This window comes from Pseudomonas sp. 86_A (assembly GCF_017491705.1).
Classification (GTDB): Bacteria; Pseudomonadota; Gammaproteobacteria; order Pseudomonadales; family Pseudomonadaceae; genus Aquipseudomonas; species Aquipseudomonas koreensis.
Map to the genome: position 1 here is coordinate 258908 of NZ_JAFGYS010000003.1, position 17192 is coordinate 276099.

Consider the following 17192-nt stretch of genomic DNA (forward strand, 5'->3'; position numbering starts at 1 on the left):
TGCGATCTTTTGATCTTTAACGTCAAAAGATCGCAGCCTTCGGCAGCTCCTACACCGGGTTATGCGGTGCGTCGGATGCCCAATCGGCTGATCCATACGGCGGCGAGGATGACGCTACCGCCCAGCAACAACCTCCCCAGTTCCTCATGCTGATTCCAGATCAACAGGTTCAGCAGCAGCCCCACCGGCACATGCAGGTTGTTCATCACCGCCAACGTGCCGCCGTTGACCATGCACGCGCCCTTGTTCCACCAGTACATCCCCAACGCTGTCGAGACCAGCCCGAGAAACAGCAACACGCCCCACTGCAGCGGCGCTTCCGGCAGGAAGTTGGCTTTGCCGAACAGCAGGAATGCCGGCAACACCACCGCCAGTGCGCCGAGGTAGAAGAAGCCGAAACGCCGGTAATGCGGCAGGTTGCTGGGGTGTTTCGCCACCAGGTGCTTGTACAGCACTTGCCCGGCGGCGTAGGTGAAGTTGGCCAGTTGCAGCAACAAGAAGCCCATGAAGAAGTCTGGGTTGATGCTGTCGAAGCGAATCACCGCCGCACCGCCTACCGCGACCAGCGCGGCCACCAGCGCCCATGGGTTGAAACGGCGGTTGAGCGCATCTTCGATCAGTGTCACGTGCAAGGGCGTGAGGATGGTGAACAACAACACCTCCGGCACCGTCAGCACGCGGAAGCTCAGGTACAGGCAGACGTAGGTGATGCCGAACTGCAACGCGCCGATCAGCAGCATGCCGCGCATGAAGGCGGGCTCTACCGAGCGCCAGCGGGTCAACGGGATGAACACCAGCCCGGCCAGCACCACACGCACCAGCACTGCGAAATAACTGTCGACATGCCCGGCGAGGTATTCGCCGATCAGACTGAAGGAAAACGCCTGGATCAGCGTGACAAAAAGTAGATAGCCCATGGTCGCCTCTGTTTCGAATGGCGGCGACGATAGCGTTTTTTACATCCTGCAACCAACACAAATCCCCTGTAGGAGCTGCCGCAGGCTGCGATCTTTTGATCTTGTTTTTTTCAATCAAAAGATCGCAGCCTGCGACAGCTCCTACAAAGGGTTGGGTGTGAGCTACAGAATTTCCGGGCAAAAAAAAGCCCGATCTCGCTAAAGCGTTCAATCGGGCTACAGCACTCAGGAGCAACAAGTGCAAAGGGAGGTTCGATGCGCGTAGAGCCTTGAAGGGGTTGCGCCAGCTCACTAGACCATCCAGCGATTATCTGGCGATTAACATGTCAAGCGACCTGGGACAGTTTGGCGTTGGCCTGGTTGAGGCCCTTCTCCTGGAAGTCGCCGCCCAGGTTCATGCCTTCAGCGTGAATGAAGGTCACGTCGTGGATGCCGATGAAGCCCATGACCTGACGCAGGTACGGTTCCTGGTGATCCGCCGGGCCGCCGGCATAGATGCCGCCGCGAGCGGTCAGCACGTAGGCACGCTTGCCGCTGAGCAGGCCTTGCGGGCCGGTTTCGGTGTACTTGAAGGTCACGCCGGCACGCAGTACGTGGTCGAGCCAGGCCTTGAGGGTGCTCGGGATCGCAAAGTTGTACATCGGCGCAGCCATCACCAGCACGTCGGCGGCCAGCAACTCATCAGTCAATTGGTTGGAACGGTCCAGCGACGATTGCTCAAGGGCATTGCGCTGCTCAGCAGGTTTCATCCAGCCGCCCAGCAGGTTGATGTCCAGGTGCGGAACCGGGTTCACGGCGAGGTCACGCACGGTGATCTGATCGTCGGGATGCGCCGCTTTCCACTGAGCGATGAAGGTCTGGGTCAGTTGACGGGAAACCGAGTCTTGCTGGCGGGCGCTGCTTTCGATGATCAGAACGCGGGACATGGTGTGTAGTCTCCATCCGAGAATGTTGTAGGTCGATGGAGTGAAGGTTAAACAGAGTCGAATCGATGAAAAAGCGCAAATAATTGCTGCAAAGCATCGAATAATTCGTTTAGATGCTGACACGTACCCTTGTAGGAGTGAGCCTGCTCGCGATAGCGGTGTGTCAGACACATTAGGGTTACTGACACACCGCTATCGCGAGCAGGCTCACTCCTACAGGGGATCGCCGTTATTTCGGGTTGCAGGTCAGATCGATCCTCAGCCTGATGATCTCGCGGGAGAACTTGGCGGTGGCATTTTTGTGTTTGCCGGCCGGTACTTCGATGTTGCGCGTACGCGGTGCTTCCGGACCATTGTTGAAAACGACTTTGCAGTTCGCGTCGACTTCACCGAAGTTGGTGACTTTTATGGAGCCGATGTCCTTGTCGGTAGCATAGGTTTCGTAGTCGATCTTCACGCCATCGAGGTTCTTCTGCACATCGATCGGGTAAGCAAACGCCGTCAGCGGCAACAGCGCGAACACCACACAACAGAATTTTTTCATTCGCCAGTCTCCATGAGGGACGGCCAGCTTAGGACAAGAGGAGCTATTGATGAAAGCGCCCCGCGTGACCCTTGATCAATGGCGAACATTGCAGGCGGTGGTCGACCATGGCGGATTCGCCCAGGCCGCCGAGGCCTTGCACCGTTCGCAGTCGTCGGTGAGTTACACCGTCGCCCGCATGCAGGACCAGCTCGGCGTGCCGTTGCTGCGCATCGACGGGCGCAAGGCGGTGCTCACCGAAGCCGGTGGCGTGCTGCTGCGTCGCTCGCGGCAACTGGTGAAACAGGCCAGCCAACTGGAAGACCTCGCCCATCACATGGAGCAAGGCTGGGAGGCCGAGGTGCGGCTGGTGGTTGATGCGGCCTACCCGAGCGCCCGTATCGTCCGGGCGCTGACCGCGTTCATGCCGCAGAGTCGCGGCTGCCGCGTGCGTCTGCGCGAAGAAGTGCTGTCGGGTGTCGAGGAAGTCTTGCTCGAAGGGGTCGCCGATCTGGCGATCACCAGCCTGAGCATTCCCGGCTACCTCGGTGCGGAATTGAGCGACGTCGAGTTCGTCGCCGTCGCCCACCCGGATCATGCCCTGCATCGGCTCAACCGCGAACTGAGCTTCCAGGACCTGGAAACCCAGATGCAGGTGGTGATCCGCGACTCCGGGCGTCAGCAACCGCGCGACGTCGGCTGGCTCGGCGCCGAACAGCGCTGGACCGTCGGCAGCCTCGCCACGGCCGCCACGTTCGTCAGCAGCGGTCTGGGCTTTGCCTGGCTGCCGCGACACATGATCGAACGCGAATTGAAAGAAGGTTCGCTCAAGCTGCTACCGTTGGATCAGGGCGGCAGCCGCAACCCGAGCTTCTATCTGTATTCGAACAAGGACAAACCCTTGGGCCCGGCGACACAAATCCTCATCGAACTGTTGCGCACCTTCGACACCTTGCCGCTGGACGCACCGTTCGCCGCCCCTGAACAAGCCTGACACGGAGTTCACCGATGGCGTATTTCGAGCATGAAGGTTGCAACCTGCACTACGAGGAATATGGCCACGGTACGCCGTTGCTGCTGGTTCACGGGCTCGGCTCGAGCACCCTGGACTGGGAAATGCAGATCCCGGCGCTGTCAGCCCATTACCGGGTGATCGTCCCGGACATACGCGGTCACGGTCGCTCGGACAAACCTCGCGAGCGCTACAGCATCGCCGGTTTCAGTGCTGATCTGCTGGCGCTGATCGAGCACCTGAACCTCGGCCCGGTGCACTACGTCGGGCTGTCGATGGGCGGGATGATCGGCTTTCAGCTCGCCGTCGATCAGCCGCAAATGCTCAAGAGCCTGACCATCGTCAACAGCGCCCCCGAAGTCAAAATCCGCAGCCGCGACGATTACTGGCAGTGGTTCAAGCGCTGGAGCCTGATGCGCGTGCTCAGCCTGGCCACCATTGGCAAAGCACTGGGCGGCAAACTTTTTCCGAAACCCGAACAGGCCGATCTGCGGCAGAAAATGGCCGAACGCTGGGCAAGAAACGACAAACGTGCTTATCTCGCCAGCTTCGATGCGATTGTTGGCTGGGGCGTTCAGGAACGACTTTCCCGGGTGACCTGTCCAACCCTCATCGTCAGCGCCGACCGTGACTACACGCCGGTAGCGCTGAAAGAAACCTATGTAAAACTGCTGCCCGATGCGCGGCTGGTGGTGATCGCCGATTCGCGCCACGCCACCCCGCTCGATCAACCCGAACGCTTCAACCAAACGCTGCTGGAGTTTCTCGCCGCAGCCGATACTCAATCTCAGGATCACTGACCCATGCTGAAAAAACTCGCCCTCGCCGCCGGTACCGTGCTGTTTGCTGCCAACCTGATGGCTGCCACCCCGGCCAAGGCACCGCACGTATTGCTGGACACCACCAACGGTCAGATCGAAATCGAACTGGATCCGGTCAAGGCACCGATCAGTACTAAAAACTTTCTGGATTACGTCAACAGCGGCTTCTACAACAACACCATTTTCCACCGCGTGATCCCGGGCTTCATGGCTCAGGGCGGCGGTTTCACCCAGCAAATGTCGCAAAAAGAAACCAAGGCACCGATCAAGAACGAAGCCAGCAACGGCCTGCATAACGTTCGCGGTACCTTGTCGATGGCGCGCACCTCCAACCCTGACTCGGCCACCAGCCAGTTCTTCATCAACGTGGCTGACAATGCGTTCCTCGACCCAGGTCGTGATGCCGGTTACGCGGTGTTCGCCAAAGTGGTCAAGGGCATGGACGTGGTCGACATCATCGTCAACTCGCAAACCACTACCAAAAGCGGCATGCAAAACGTGCCTTCCGACCCTGTGATCATCAAGTCGGCCAAAGTCATCGACTAAGCTGTACAGGGCGCTTCGAGCGGCGTGAATTCGACCTCACGCCGTTCACACCGATAAAAGGAGAGCCCGGCTCCCGGGCGGTTATCTGATGCTCTATCGCCGTTTCGAACAACTGATCGACATATTCCGCGACGCTCCGACGGCGTCCCCTCCAGATCGTGTCTGGCCCTTCTATACCTATTACCTGAAACAAGTCTGGCCGAGCTTCGCGGCCCTGCTGGTGGTCGGCCTGTTTGCCGCGTTGATCGAAGTGGCGCTGTTCAGTTACCTGAGCCGCATCATTGACATGGCGCAGGGCACGCCCAACCCGAATTTCTTCAGCGACCACGCCCTCGAACTGACGTGGATGCTGGTGGTTGCGCTGGTACTGCGGCCGATTTTCTTCGGCCTGCACGACCTGCTGGTGCACCAGACCCTGAGCCCGGGGATGACCAGCATGATTCGCTGGCAGAACCACAGCTACGTGCTCAAGCAGAGCCTGAATTTCTTCCAGAACGATTTCGCCGGGCGCATCGCCCAACGCATCATGCAGACCGGCAACTCGCTGCGTGATTCGGCGGTGCAGGCGGTGGATGCGCTGTGGCACGTGGTGATCTACGCAATCAGTTCGCTGGTGCTGTTCGCCGAAGCCGACTGGCGCCTGATGATCCCGCTGCTGACATGGATCGCCGCCTACATCGGCGCGCTGTATTACTTCGTGCCACGGGTGAAAGAACGCTCGGTGGAAGCCTCCGACGCGCGCTCGAAACTGATGGGGCGGATCGTCGACGGCTACACCAACATCGCCACCCTGAAGCTGTTCGCCCACACCAACTTCGAACAGCACTACGCCAAGGAAGCCATCGAGGAACAGACGGTCAAGGCGCAGATGGCCGGCCGCGTGGTCACCAGCATGGACGTGGCGATCACCACCATGAACGGTTTGCTGATCGTCGGCACTACGGCGCTGGCGCTGTGGCTGTGGACGCAGTCGCTGATCACGGTCGGCGCTATCGCCCTCGCCACCGGCCTGGTGATCCGCATCGTCAACATGTCCGGCTGGATCATGTGGGTGGTCACCGGCATCTTCGAAAACATCGGCATGGTCCAGGACGGTCTGCAGACTATCTCGCAACCGGTCAGCGTCACCGACCGGGAGCAGGCCAAACCGCTGGCCGTGGCCCGTGGCGAAGTGCGTTTCGAACACGTGGATTTTCACTACGGCAAGAAGAAAGGCATCATCGGCGACCTCAATCTGAACATTAAACCAGGCGAGAAAATCGGCTTGATCGGGCCGTCCGGCGCCGGCAAATCGACCTTGGTCAACCTGCTGCTGCGTCTGTACGACGTCGAGGGCGGACGGATCATGATCGATGGACAGAACATCGCCGAAGTCGGCCAGGAAAGCCTGCGCGCGCGCATTGGCATGATCACTCAGGACACGTCTTTGCTGCACCGCTCGATTCGCGACAACTTGCTGTACGGCAAACCTGACGCCACCGATGCAGAGTTGTGGGACGCGGTGCACAAGGCCCGCGCCGATGAGTTCATTCCGTTGCTGTCGGACGCTGAAGGCCGTACCGGGTTCGACGCGCATGTCGGCGAGCGTGGGGTGAAACTGTCCGGCGGTCAGCGCCAGCGCATCGCGATTGCCCGGGTGCTGCTCAAGGACGCGCCGATCCTGATCATGGATGAAGCGACCTCGGCACTCGACTCGGAAGTCGAAGCGGCGATCCAGGAAAGTCTGGAAACGCTGATGCAAGGCAAGACCGTGATCGCCATCGCCCACCGCCTCTCGACCATCGCCCGTATGGACCGGCTGGTGGTGCTGGAAAACGGCAAGATCGCCGAGAGCGGCACCCATGCTGAACTGCTGGCTCACCGCGGGCTGTATGCGCGGCTGTGGGCGCACCAGACCGGGGGGTTTGTCGGGATCGATTGACCCCAAAAAAACCGAATCTGTGAGCGTTTGTAGCGAGGGAGCCTGCTCCCGCTCGGCTGCGCAGCCGTCGCAGAACCCGCCAACCGTGAAAGTCTGACACTACCGGCGTAGATAGTTTTGAGACAGCTTCGCTGTCCAGCGGGAGCAAGCTCCCTCGCCACACGGTGTTTATCCGCCAGGAAACCGCCAGAGCCCGCCAAACACGGGCTCTGGCGGTTTTTTCATGCCTGCTGGAAATTCATCCAAAGCGTGCTGTACTCAGCCAAGGTTCCAGCACGGAACCTGTCGTAAATCTGCAGGGACGCACAACGCGATGCAGTCTCGATAGCAGGGCTATCAAGGACGCCTCTCATGTCTCTGTTCAAACGTTCAGTCACTGAGTTTTTGGGTACGTTCTGGTTGGTATTGGGTGGTTGCGGCAGCGCGGTGATCGCCGCGTCTTCACCGTTGGGCATCGGGGTGCTGGGAGTGGCCCTGGCGTTTGGTCTGACGGTGCTGACCATGGCGTTCGCCATCGGTCACATCAGCGGATGTCATCTCAACCCGGCCGTCTCGGTCGGTCTGTTCGTCGGCGGCCGGTTTCCGGCCAAAGAATTGCCCGCCTATATCATCGCGCAGGTGCTCGGCGCGATTCTCGCAGCAGCGCTGATTGCACACATTGCCAGTGGCAAGGAGGGTTTCGATATCGCCGCCGGCCTGGCCTCCAACGGGTATGGCGAACATTCGCCGGGCAAGTATTCGATGGCGGCGGGGTTTGTCACCGAACTGGTGATGACCGGGATGTTCGTGATCATCATCCTCGGCGCCACCGACAAACGCGCCCCGGCGGGCTTGGCACCGATCGCCATCGGTCTGGGCCTGACGCTGATTCACCTGATCTCGATTCCCGTCACCAACACCTCGGTCAACCCGGCGCGCAGTACCGGGCCGGCGCTGATGGTCGGCGGCTGGGCGATCGCGCAGCTGTGGATGTTCTGGGTCGCGCCGTTGATTGGCGCGGTGGTCGGTGGCGGGATCTATCGCTGGTTGGGCAAAGAAGAAACCTGAGGGATGCCTGAGCTCCCTTTGTAGGAGCTGCTGAAGGCTGCGATCTTTTGATCTTGATGTTCAAAAAACCAGATCAAAACATCGCAGCCTTCGGCAGCTCCTACAGGGGATTCAGGTTTGGCGGTAGGGCAAGGCCGTTTTTGCTTCTTCGGCATAGGCGAGGATGCCGGCGCGTTCCTGTTTCAGGAAATCTTTCACCGCCGCTTTCAACCCCGGATGGCGCAAGTAATGCCATGAATGGGTGATCACCGGCTCGAAGCCACGAATCAGCTTGTGCTCGCCCTGAGCGCCGGCATCGAAGCGTTGATAACCCTGCGCAATCGCGTAATCCATGCCCTGATAAAAACAGGTCTCGAAGTGCAGTCGATCAAACTCCCCCAGACAGCCCCAATAGCGTCCGTAGAAACTGTCGCCACCGACCAGACTGAAGGCCATCGCCACCGGACGTGAAGCCTGCTTGGCGAAGACGACCCGAATCGACTCCGGCATCCGCGCGGCCAGCAGGCTGAAGAACTCCCGCGTCAGGTACGGCGCCTGCCGACGCACCGCATAGGTATTGGCGTAACAGGCGTAGACAAAATCCCACTGCGCCTCGTCCAGCTCGCGCCCCTCCAGCCATTCAAACGCAAAGCCCTGCCCCGCCACTTGCTCGCGTTCCTTGCGCATCTGTTTGCGCTTGCGTGAACTGAGCACGTCGAGAAAATCCTGAAAGTCGCGATACCCGCGATTCTGCCAGTGATACTGACAGCCAATGCGCTGCAGCCAACCCGGCTGCTCGGCCATCGCGGCGTCGGTGAACGGGTCAGTGAAATTGATGTGCGCGCTGGAAAGCCCCTCTATCTCCAGATAACCCGGCAGGCTCTTGAGCAGTTCGAAACCGTCCTCGACATTCGCCGCCAGCAGGCGCGGGCCACTGACCGGACTGAACGGTACCGCCGTCAGCAACTTGGGGTAGTAATCGATGCCGGCGCGGGCGCAGGCGTCGGCCCAACCGTGATCGAACACGTACTCGCCATAGGAATGCCACTTGCGGTAACTGGGCAGTGCGGCGATCAATCGGCCGTCTTCAACGTGCAGCAGATGCTCGGGTTGCCAACCGGTATGCGGGCCGACACTGCCGCTGTCTTCCAGTGCGCTGAGGAACGCATGGCGCAGAAACGGCTGGTTCTCGGGCACCAGCGCATCCCAGGTCGCGGGGGCGATTTCCGACAGGTTTTGCAGACGTTGCAACGGCATCAGCTGGCTCTCCACATCTTGGCGTCAAAGCTGCGCGAGTATCGCTGATCGGCACTCATTGCACACGCTCATTCGGGCGACAGCGCTCTGGCTCAATGGTTCACGCCCGCTGTGTATCGTCATCGACATGACATCACTTAGCCACTGCTCTGTCATAAACCATCGCGATACTCGCTCCTGTTTTTAGAGCGCCGGGTTCTACCCGGACACTGTTTTCCGACGTCCGCGTCGGTGTGCCCAGGATGGCTCAGCCATCCCCTCTCATCTTCGGAGATTGCTATGCGTCTTGCTTCCACAAAAACTGCGGCGGCCCTGTGCGGTGGCCTGTTGCTGGCCATGAGCGTTCCGGCCAGTGCTGCAGTCGACGCCAAACTGCTCGACATGCTCAAGGCTAACGGTTCCATTTCCCAGGCGCAGTACGTAGAACTGCAAACTGAACTGGCCAAGGATCAGAAGGCTCAGCAAATCGCGCAGCAGGCGCAGCAAGAGACCAACGAGCAAATCGCGGCGACCGCGAAGAAAACCAATGAGCTGAGCTCCTTCGACCAGAAACTTGCCTGGGCTGCCAAAACCCAGTTCAAGGGTGATGTGCGTTTCCGTCAGGAGACCGTCAAGAACGATGGCGTGCCGAACAGCAAGGACCAGGACCGTCAGCGCATTCGTGCCCGTCTGGGTGCCTACACCGAAATCAACCCGCAGGTGGACACCGGTATCCGTATCGCCACCGGCAGCAGCGACGACACCCGCTCCACCAACCAGGACCTGAACAACTACTTCGACAAGAAGCAGATCTGGCTCGACCAGGGTTACGTCGACTATCACCCTGACGCGATCAAGAACCTGCACCTGATCGCCGGTAAAATGAACCAGCCGTGGGTCAGCATGGGCGACATCATCTGGGACAGCGATATCAACCCGGAAGGTCTGGCCGTCACCTACAAGTATCCATTGAGCGGCAGTACCGAGCTGTTCGGTAGCGCCGGTCACTACACCCTCAAGGACAACGTCGACGGCGAAGGCGTGCAGTTCAAGCACGACCTGCGTCTGTACGCCGGCCAGTTGGGCGGTCGCTTCGCACTGACCGACAGCCTGAAACTGACCCTGGGCGGCAGTCTCTACTCCTACGACAACGACAAGGACAGCGCCTGCCCGACCACCGGCACCGTGACGGCGCCATGCGCCCTGGCCGTCAACGGCAACAGCCCGAACGAAACCTTCAAACTGTACGAAGGCTTTGGTCAACTGGACATCGCCAACCTGCCAGTGCCGCTGTCGGTCTACGGTCAGTACGTCAACAACAAAGACGCCAGCAACGACCAGGACACTGGCTGGCTGGCCGGGGTCAAGACCAAGGTCTATGGCTTCGGGATCGACTACAACTACCGCGACGTGCAGCGTAATGCGGTGGTCGGTGCCTTCACTGACTCCGACTTCGCCAACGGCTACACCGGCTCGCGCGGCAGCAAGTTGAAAGTCAGCTACGAGCTGGACAAGAACTTCACGCTGGGTGCCACCTACTTCATGGCGAACTCGGACTACACCAACGCCAGCCTGAAGAAGACCGACTCCGACATCAACACCCTGCAACTGGATGCCGAAGCGAAGTTCTAAAAAAGCGTCACTCGATAGCCTGGCGCAGGCGAAACGATCCCCATCATCCGTTCGTTTCGCCGGCGCCGGGCTATTTCTGCAGGATGCAAAAAACTGTAGGAGCTGCCGGAGGCTGCGATCTTTTGATCTTGTTTTTGAGGATCAAAAGATCGCAGCCTTCGGCAGCTCCTACAGGGGGTCTATTTTTCCTTGCGGCGCTGCTCGGCCAGACGCTCAGCCAGCGCATCCACACCCTCTTGCGGTTTCTCCGGCATCGCCTTCAGCGTGGCCTGCATCAGCCGCATCTGACGGATGAAGCGCCGGCAATTGGGGCAGAACATCAAGTGATGGCGCACCATGAGTTTCTCGCGAAAGCTCAACTGGCCATCGAGATAATCACTGGAACGCGCCACTTGTTCCTTACAGGTCAGCATTCGCCGGTCTCCTCAAAATGCTCCACCGTGGCGAAGACTTTCAGCCGCGCACGATGCAGCAGCACACGGACATTGGAGAGCGAGATCTCCAGAAGATTACAGATCTCCTCCAGCTCCAGCCCCTGGCGCTCGCGCAGCAACAGAACGCTGCTTTGCAGTTCCGACAGGCCGAGCAGGGTGTGCTCCAGACAGTCGCGCAATTCACCTTCGGTCAGCAAGGCTTCCGGCGTGTCCTGATGCCAGGCGAACGGCGCCACCAGCCAGTGGCCGTCACCGGGCGAAAAACGATCATCGTCGATGGTGCCGTGGGGCGATGGCAGGTCATCCATCAACACTTCGCGGCGGTTCTGCTTGTAGCGGCTCTTGGCCGAGTTGGCGGTGATGGTCAGCAGCCAGGTCTTGAGGCTGGAACGCCCCTCGAAGCCGCCGATATGACGCACCACCGACAGCCAGGCATCCTGCACCACTTCTTCGACATGGCGCTGGCCAACAATGGCGTACGCCACGGCGCGCATGGCGCTCTGGTAGGTGCTGACCAGCTCCTTGAAGGCTTTTTGTTCACCCGCCAACAGGCGTTCGAGCAGTTGGGTGTCGTCCGTTGCGGCCATTGACGCCTCGTTTTCAGATGGTCGAAAGCAAAAGATCGCAGGCGGCACCAGCCCCTACAAGGACAGATTCAATACCGTCAGTGTAGGAGCTGGCGCAGCCTGCGATCTTTTACGGCGAACTCAGCGCTTGCGCAGAATCACGCTGCCGATCGAGTAACCGGCGCCGAACGAGCTCAGCACGGCCAACGAACCGGCGGCCAGGTCGTCTTGATACTTGTGGAAAGCAATCACCGAACCTGCAGAGCTGGTATTGGCGTAGGTGTCGAGAATCACCGGCGCCTCTTCTTCGGTGGCCTCGCGGCCCAGCAGCTTGCGCACGATCAGATGGTTCATGCTCAGGTTGGCCTGGTGCAGCCAGAAGCGCTTGACGTCGCCAACGTTGAGTTTGTTTTCTTCCAGGTGCTCACCGATCAGTTCGGCAACCATCGGGCAGACGTCCTTGAACACCTTGCGGCCTTCCTGCACGAACAATTTGTCACGGGCGCCGATGCCCTCTTCCGCCGCGCGGTTGAGGAAGCCGAAGTTGTTGCGGATGTTGTTGGAGAACTTGGTCAGCAGTTTGGTGCTGACCACGTCGAACTGGTGTTTGGAGGTCGCCAGGTCGGCGCGCTCGATGATCACCGCCGTCGCGGCGTCACCGAAGATGAAGTGGCTGTCGCGGTCGCGGAAGTTCAGGTGGCCGGTGCAGACTTCCGGGTTGACCATCAGGATCGCCCGGGCCTGGCCCAGTTGCACGCTGTTGGCCGCAGCCTGGATACCGAAGGTCGCCGAGGAGCAGGCGACGTTCATGTCGAAACCGAAGCCCTGAATGCCCAGCGCTTCCTGGACTTCAATGGCGATCGCCGGGTAGGCGCGCTGCAGGTTGGAGCAGGCGACGATCACGCCATCGATGTCGGCGGCGGTTTTGCCGGCACGTTGCAGGGCCTGTTCGGCCGCGCCGATGGCCATCTGGCAGAGTACCGACCATTCGTCGTTGGAACGCTCCGGCAGGCGCGGGGCCATGCGCTGCGGGTCGAGGATGCCGTCCTTGTCCATGACAAAGCGGCTCTTGATGCCCGAGGCTTTTTCGATGAACGCGGCGCTGGATTCGGTCAGGGCCTGGATTTCGCCGCTGGCGATGGCTTCGGCGTTGTCGGCGTTGAACTGCTCGACATAGGTATTGAAAGACTGCACCAGCTCTTCGTTGGAGATGCTGTTGGCCGGGGTGTAGAGGCCGGTGCCGCTGATGACGACGTTATGCATGGTCGTTTCTCTAATCTGTTCAGGCAGAAAGCGCTGGCACCGACGTACCAACACACAAAGGGTCTATTCCCGTCCGGGGACGCTGACCTGGCATCTTTTATGGCCGTCCGTGACCTTGCCGAAGGCTCTGGGTCACGAAAACGGCATTTATGGTCGCGAAGTTTGCCATAAACCCGAGGTTTTGGCGCCTTTCTCAAGATCAACGCCTGTCGGGCCGTGGGTCATTATCTCTGTGGCGAGGGAGATTGTCGGATCGCCGCACCGTCCCGCTGGGTCGCGAAGCGGCCCCAAAAGAGGGACTGCTACGCAGCCCAGCGGGAGCAAGCTCCCTCGCCACAGTCACAGTGTCGGGCTTAAGTGAACAGCATTACGCTCCCACAGGGGGCATTGTGCAGGCCTGTGGATCAGGCTTCGACCTGACTCCACTGCTTGCTCAGCCGCTTGTCGGAGATCGGCGCTTTCGTCCCCAGTTGCTGGGCGAACAGCGACACCCGGTATTCCTCCAGCCACCAGCGGTACAGCTCCAGCTGCGGATCGCGTTTGCCTTCCTGTGCATGTTTGGCGGCGCGGGTCTGGTATTGCGCCCAGAGGCCGGCGAGTTCACCGCTCCAGACCCGATCCTTCTGCACCTGCGCACCGAGTTTTTCGAAGCGCTGCTCGACCGCTTTCAGGTAACGCGGCAACTCCTTGAGCCATTGCATCGGCGTTTCCCGGACAAAACCCGGATACACCAGATGACTGAGCTGTTGCTTGATGTCGTTAAGCGCCACGGCCTGAGCCAGATCGATCTTGCCCTTGAAGCGCTTTTGCAGACCGTGCCACAGCTTGAGGATCTCCAGCGTCAGGCGCGCCACGCGCTCGGCGTGTTCGGTCCAGCTGCCGCGTTTGCGCTCGGCCAATGCGGCGAGCCCGGCACCGTCACGCGGCAGCGGGTCTTCGCCTTCCAGGATGCAGCTGTCGAGGCTGGCCAGCAGAATGTCTTCGACCAGCGCATCGACCCGACCCAGCTCGCGATAGAGCAGGCCCAGCTCGGTGATGCCCGGCAGCTTGCCGCGCAAGAACTTCGCCGGTTCCGCCAGTTGTTGCAACAGCAGACGCTGCAAGGCGCGGCGATGCTGGAACTCGGCTTCGGCCGGGGTCGAGAACCGTCCTTCCTTGACCGTGCCGCCCTCTTCCACCAGCGCCGGATACACCGTCATCGACAGCCCGGCGATCTTCTGCTGCGTCTTTTCCGCCACCGGGGCGAAGACCTTGGCCTCCACCGGTTGCTGACTTTTCGCACTTTGCGGCACTGCCAACGCCGCCTGACTGGCTTCGGCAAAACGTGCGGTGAGCTCGGCCAGATCGCGGCCCTCGCCAAGGAACTTGCCCTGGCCGTCGACGATTTCGAGGTTCATCCGCAGATGCCCTTCGACCTGCTGCGCGGCTTCCGCCCACGCCTCATCGCTGACCCGCGCGCCGGTCATGCGCAGCAACTCGCGACCGAGCGCCTGGGGCAGCGAGCCCTCGGCGAAGGTCATGCGCTGCAGCGCCGCTTTAATGAAGTCCGGCACTGGCACAAAGTTCTTGCGCAAGGCTTTTGGCAGGTTGCGTACCAGGGCAATGCACTTGGCCTCGATCAGCCCCGGCACCAGCCATTCCAGGCGCTCCGGCGGCAGCATCGGCAGCAGCGGTGCCGGCACCCGCAGGGTCACGCCGTCGCGTGGGTGATTGGGTTCGAAGTGGTAGCTGAGCGCCAGCTCCAGATCGCCAATGTGCAGCGTGTCCGGGTAGTCACGCGCAGTGACTTCACTGGCCTCGCGGGCCAGTACGTCTTCTTCGCGCATGATCAGCAGCTGCGGGTCCTTCTGGCTGTTGACCCGATACCAACTGTCGAAGGTCGCGGTCTGGTGAATCTCCGCCGGCAAGCGTGCGTCGTAGAACGCGTAGAGGGTTTCTTCGTCGGCGAGGATGTCGCGGCGCCGGGCCTTGGCTTCCAGTTCGTCGAGCTGTTCGAGCAATTGTTTGTTGGCGGTCAGGCACTTGGCTTTCGACTGAATCTCGCCGCGCACCAGGCCCTCGCGGATAAACAGCTCACGCGAAACCACCGGGTCCACCGGGCCGTAATGCACCGGGCGACGGCCGACCACGATCAGCCCGAACAGGGTGATCTGTTCGTAGGCCACGACCTGGCCGCGCTTCTTTTCCCAGTGCGGTTCGAAGTGGTTTTTCTTGATCAGGTGGCCGGCCAGCGGTTCGATCCAGTCGGCGTCGATCTTGGCGACCATGCGCGCGTAGAGCTTGGTGGTTTCCACAAGTTCGGCGGTCATCAGCCATTGCGGACGCTTCTTGCCGATGCCCGACGACGGGTGAATCCAGAAACGCCGCTGACGTGCGCCGAGGTAATCGCCGTCCTCGGTTTTCTGGCCAATCTGGCTGAGCAGGCCGACCAGCACCGCTTTGTGCAGTTTCGGGTAATCCGCCGGCTCTTTATTGAGGCTCAACTGCATGTCGCGGCAGATCAGGCTCAACTGACGGTGGGAATCGCGCCACTCGCGCAGGCGCAGGTAGTTGAGGAAATTCTTCCGGCACCAATTACGCAGCGGGCTGGCGGTCAGCGCCTGGCGCTGCTCTTCAAAGCCACGCCACAGATTGACCAGCCCGGCGAAGTCCGAATCGGTGTCTTTCCACTGCGCGTGGGCCTGATCCGCCGCTTGCTGACGCTCCGGCGGACGCTCGCGCGGGTCCTGAATCGACATCGCACTGGCGACGATCAGCACTTCCTGCAGGCTGCCGAGCCTGGCCGCTTCGAGCAGCATGCGGCCCATGCGCGGGTCCACCGGCAGGCGCGCCAGCTGGCGACCGAGCGGGGTCAGCTGACTGTTGCGGTCCACCGCCGAGAGTTCTTGCAGCAGGTTGAAACCGTCGCTGATCGCCTTGCCATCCGGCGGCTCGATGAACGGGAACGCGGTGATTTCGCCGAGGCGCAGGTGCAGCATCTGCAAGATAACGGCGGCGAGGTTGGTGCGCAGAATCTCCGGATCGGTGAATTCCGGACGACCGAGGAAATCTTCCTCGCTGTACAAGCGCACGCAAATGCCCGGCTCGACCCGGCCGCAACGACCTTTACGCTGATTGGCGCTGGCCTGGGAAATCGCCTCGATCGGCAGACGCTGGACCTTGGCGCGGTAGCTGTAGCGACTGATGCGCGCGGTGCCGCTGTCGATCACGTAACGGATGCCCGGCACGGTCAACGAGGTCTCGGCAACGTTGGTCGCCAGCACCACACGCCGGCCCGGGTGCGACTGGAAAATCCGCTGCTGTTCGGCTGGCGACAGGCGCGCGTACAGCGGCAGGATTTCCGTGTGTTTGAGTTGGGCCTTGCGCAGCATGTCGGCGGCGTCGCGAATCTCGCGCTCACCGGGCAGGAACACCAGCACATCGCCGGGACTGCGACGTTCGCTGCGCTCGTAAGCGGCGATTTCGTCGAGGGTGGCGAGGATCGCTTGATCCACGGTCAGGTCGTCCTCGACGCGGTTGCCCTCCTCGTCCTGCTCCAGGGTCAGCGGGCGATACCAGGTCTCTACCGGGAAGGTCCGGCCGGAGACCTCGACAATCGGTGCATCGTCAAAATGTTTGGAGAAGCGCTCCAGATCGATGGTCGCCGAGGTGATGATGACCTTCAGGTCCGGGCGGCGTGGCAGCAGGGTCTTCAGGTAACCGAGCAGAAAATCGATGTTCAGGCTGCGTTCGTGGGCTTCGTCGACGATGATCGTGTCGTAGCGCTCGAGGTAGCGGTCGTTCTGGGTTTCCGCCAGCAGGATGCCGTCGGTCATCAGCTTGATCAGGGTGTTGGAATCGCTCTGATCCTCGAATCGCACCTGATAGCCGACCAGCGAGCCGAGCGGCGTGCCGAGTTCTTCGGCAACCCGGCTGGCAACGCTGCGCGCCGCAATTCGGCGCGGCTGGGTGTGACCGATCAAACCGTGCTGACCGCGACCGATTTCCAGGCAGATTTTCGGCAACTGGGTGGTTTTGCCCGAGCCGGTTTCGCCAGCGATGATCAGGACTTGATGCTTCTGCAGCGCAGCCTTGATTTCATCGCGCTTGGCGGCAATCGGCAGGCTGTCGTCGTAACGAATCACCGGCAGGCTGGCACGGCGCGCCAGCACCTGATCACAAGACGCCTGCATGCGCGCCACCCACTGGGCCAGCTTGGCCTCGTCGGGTTTCTTGCGCAGCTCGAGCAACTGCCGCCGCAGCCGGTGACGGTCGGCGAGCATGGCGTGATCGAGGTTTTTCAGCAGTTTGTCGATGGAGGGCGATTCGTCGGTCATCGGGTACGCAATTCGGTCGTCTGTTTATGCAGGGGGGCGATTGTCGCAGATTT

14 protein-coding genes are annotated in these 17192 nt (G+C 60.8%); 6 read left to right on the plus strand and 8 right to left on the minus strand.

Going from position 1 to position 17192, the window contains the following annotated elements:
• Positions 1 to 59: 59 nt before the first annotated feature.
• The 3 genes from J5M57_RS06760 to J5M57_RS06770 form a co-directional block, all read right to left on the minus strand.
• Positions 60 to 917 carry a carboxylate/amino acid/amine transporter gene (locus J5M57_RS06760; protein WP_083366666.1) on the minus strand — a complete coding sequence of 286 codons (858 nt, stop codon included), beginning with the start codon at positions 915 to 917 and terminating at the stop codon, positions 60 to 62.
• Between the two features lie 326 nt (positions 918 to 1243).
• Complete coding sequence (locus tag J5M57_RS06765) at positions 1244 to 1843, minus strand: FMN-dependent NADH-azoreductase (RefSeq protein ID WP_083366667.1); 600 nt, start codon at positions 1841 to 1843, stop codon at positions 1244 to 1246.
• A 229-nt stretch (positions 1844 to 2072) separates the two neighbouring features.
• On the minus strand, positions 2073 to 2387 hold the full coding sequence (locus J5M57_RS06770) for a 3-phosphoglycerate kinase (protein ID WP_207848253.1): 315 nt from the start codon (positions 2385 to 2387) through the stop codon (positions 2073 to 2075).
• A 49-nt stretch (positions 2388 to 2436) separates the two neighbouring features.
• On the opposite strand from J5M57_RS06770, the gene J5M57_RS06775 reads away from it, so the two are divergent.
• From J5M57_RS06775 to aqpZ, 5 genes are all read left to right on the plus strand, one after another.
• On the plus strand, positions 2437 to 3360 hold the full coding sequence (locus J5M57_RS06775; protein WP_207848254.1) for a LysR family transcriptional regulator: 924 nt from the start codon (positions 2437 to 2439) through the stop codon (positions 3358 to 3360).
• A gap of 14 nt (positions 3361 to 3374) precedes the next feature.
• Positions 3375 to 4178 carry an alpha/beta hydrolase gene (locus J5M57_RS06780; RefSeq protein ID WP_207848255.1) on the plus strand — a complete coding sequence of 268 codons (804 nt, stop codon included), beginning with the start codon at positions 3375 to 3377 and terminating at the stop codon, positions 4176 to 4178.
• A gap of 3 nt (positions 4179 to 4181) precedes the next feature.
• The gene (locus tag J5M57_RS06785; protein WP_207848256.1) at positions 4182 to 4745 is read left to right on the plus strand and encodes a peptidylprolyl isomerase; all 564 of its coding nucleotides are present in this window, start codon (positions 4182 to 4184) and stop codon (positions 4743 to 4745) included.
• A gap of 88 nt (positions 4746 to 4833) precedes the next feature.
• Positions 4834 to 6666 (plus strand): ABC transporter ATP-binding protein, encoded by a 1833-nt coding sequence (locus J5M57_RS06790; RefSeq protein ID WP_083366672.1) that lies wholly within the window; start codon positions 4834 to 4836, stop codon positions 6664 to 6666.
• Positions 6667 to 7017: 351 nt separating this feature from the next.
• Entirely contained in the window at positions 7018 to 7713 is a 696-nt protein-coding gene (gene aqpZ, locus J5M57_RS06795) for an aquaporin Z (protein WP_207848257.1), read from the plus strand.
• Positions 7714 to 7824: 111 nt separating this feature from the next.
• On the opposite strand, the gene J5M57_RS06800 is transcribed toward aqpZ, so the two are convergent.
• A complete protein-coding gene (locus tag J5M57_RS06800; protein ID WP_207848258.1) occupies positions 7825 to 8949 on the minus strand; it encodes a GNAT family N-acetyltransferase in 1125 nt (374 codons plus the stop codon).
• A 279-nt stretch (positions 8950 to 9228) separates the two neighbouring features.
• Between J5M57_RS06800 and J5M57_RS06805 the strand changes: the two genes are divergently transcribed.
• Entirely contained in the window at positions 9229 to 10560 is a 1332-nt protein-coding gene (locus tag J5M57_RS06805; protein WP_207848259.1) for a putative porin, read from the plus strand.
• Positions 10561 to 10739: 179 nt separating this feature from the next.
• Here J5M57_RS06805 and J5M57_RS06810 read toward each other — a convergent pair whose 3' ends face one another.
• The 4 genes from J5M57_RS06810 to hrpA form a co-directional block, all read right to left on the minus strand.
• A complete protein-coding gene (locus J5M57_RS06810; RefSeq protein WP_064586470.1) occupies positions 10740 to 10973 on the minus strand; it encodes a zf-HC2 domain-containing protein in 234 nt (77 codons plus the stop codon).
• Positions 10967 to 11581: an RNA polymerase sigma factor gene (locus tag J5M57_RS06815; RefSeq protein WP_207848260.1), complete on the minus strand. Its 615-nt coding sequence runs from the start codon at positions 11579 to 11581 to the stop codon at positions 10967 to 10969. The genes J5M57_RS06810 and J5M57_RS06815 overlap by 7 nt, the downstream gene beginning before the upstream one ends.
• Before the next feature lie 120 nt (positions 11582 to 11701).
• Positions 11702 to 12823: a beta-ketoacyl-ACP synthase III gene (locus tag J5M57_RS06820; RefSeq protein WP_169841036.1), complete on the minus strand. Its 1122-nt coding sequence runs from the start codon at positions 12821 to 12823 to the stop codon at positions 11702 to 11704.
• Positions 12824 to 13227: 404 nt separating this feature from the next.
• The gene (hrpA, locus tag J5M57_RS06825; protein ID WP_207848261.1) at positions 13228 to 17139 is read right to left on the minus strand and encodes an ATP-dependent RNA helicase HrpA; all 3912 of its coding nucleotides are present in this window, start codon (positions 17137 to 17139) and stop codon (positions 13228 to 13230) included.
• Positions 17140 to 17192: the final 53 nt, after the last annotated feature.

Bases quoted from the DNA above. Each gene is read 5' to 3' on its own strand.
- J5M57_RS06805 (WP_207848259.1), top strand. From the start codon at position 9,229: ATGCGTCTTGCTTCCACAAAAACTGCGGCGGCCCTGTGCGGTGGCCTG.
- hrpA (WP_207848261.1), bottom strand. From the start codon at position 17,139: ATGACCGACGAATCGCCCTCCATCGACAAACTGCTGAAAAACCTCGAT.
- J5M57_RS06775 (WP_207848254.1), top strand. From the start codon at position 2,437: ATGAAAGCGCCCCGCGTGACCCTTGATCAATGGCGAACATTGCAGGCG.
- J5M57_RS06810 (WP_064586470.1), bottom strand. From the start codon at position 10,973: ATGCTGACCTGTAAGGAACAAGTGGCGCGTTCCAGTGATTATCTCGAT.
- J5M57_RS06820 (WP_169841036.1), bottom strand. From the start codon at position 12,823: ATGCATAACGTCGTCATCAGCGGCACCGGCCTCTACACCCCGGCCAAC.
- J5M57_RS06760 (WP_083366666.1), bottom strand. From the start codon at position 917: ATGGGCTATCTACTTTTTGTCACGCTGATCCAGGCGTTTTCCTTCAGT.
- J5M57_RS06815 (WP_207848260.1), bottom strand. From the start codon at position 11,581: ATGGCCGCAACGGACGACACCCAACTGCTCGAACGCCTGTTGGCGGGT.
- J5M57_RS06770 (WP_207848253.1), bottom strand. From the start codon at position 2,387: ATGAAAAAATTCTGTTGTGTGGTGTTCGCGCTGTTGCCGCTGACGGCG.
- J5M57_RS06765 (WP_083366667.1), bottom strand. From the start codon at position 1,843: ATGTCCCGCGTTCTGATCATCGAAAGCAGCGCCCGCCAGCAAGACTCG.
- J5M57_RS06790 (WP_083366672.1), top strand. From the start codon at position 4,834: ATGCTCTATCGCCGTTTCGAACAACTGATCGACATATTCCGCGACGCT.
- J5M57_RS06780 (WP_207848255.1), top strand. From the start codon at position 3,375: ATGGCGTATTTCGAGCATGAAGGTTGCAACCTGCACTACGAGGAATAT.
- J5M57_RS06785 (WP_207848256.1), top strand. From the start codon at position 4,182: ATGCTGAAAAAACTCGCCCTCGCCGCCGGTACCGTGCTGTTTGCTGCC.
- aqpZ (WP_207848257.1), top strand. From the start codon at position 7,018: ATGTCTCTGTTCAAACGTTCAGTCACTGAGTTTTTGGGTACGTTCTGG.
- J5M57_RS06800 (WP_207848258.1), bottom strand. From the start codon at position 8,949: ATGCCGTTGCAACGTCTGCAAAACCTGTCGGAAATCGCCCCCGCGACC.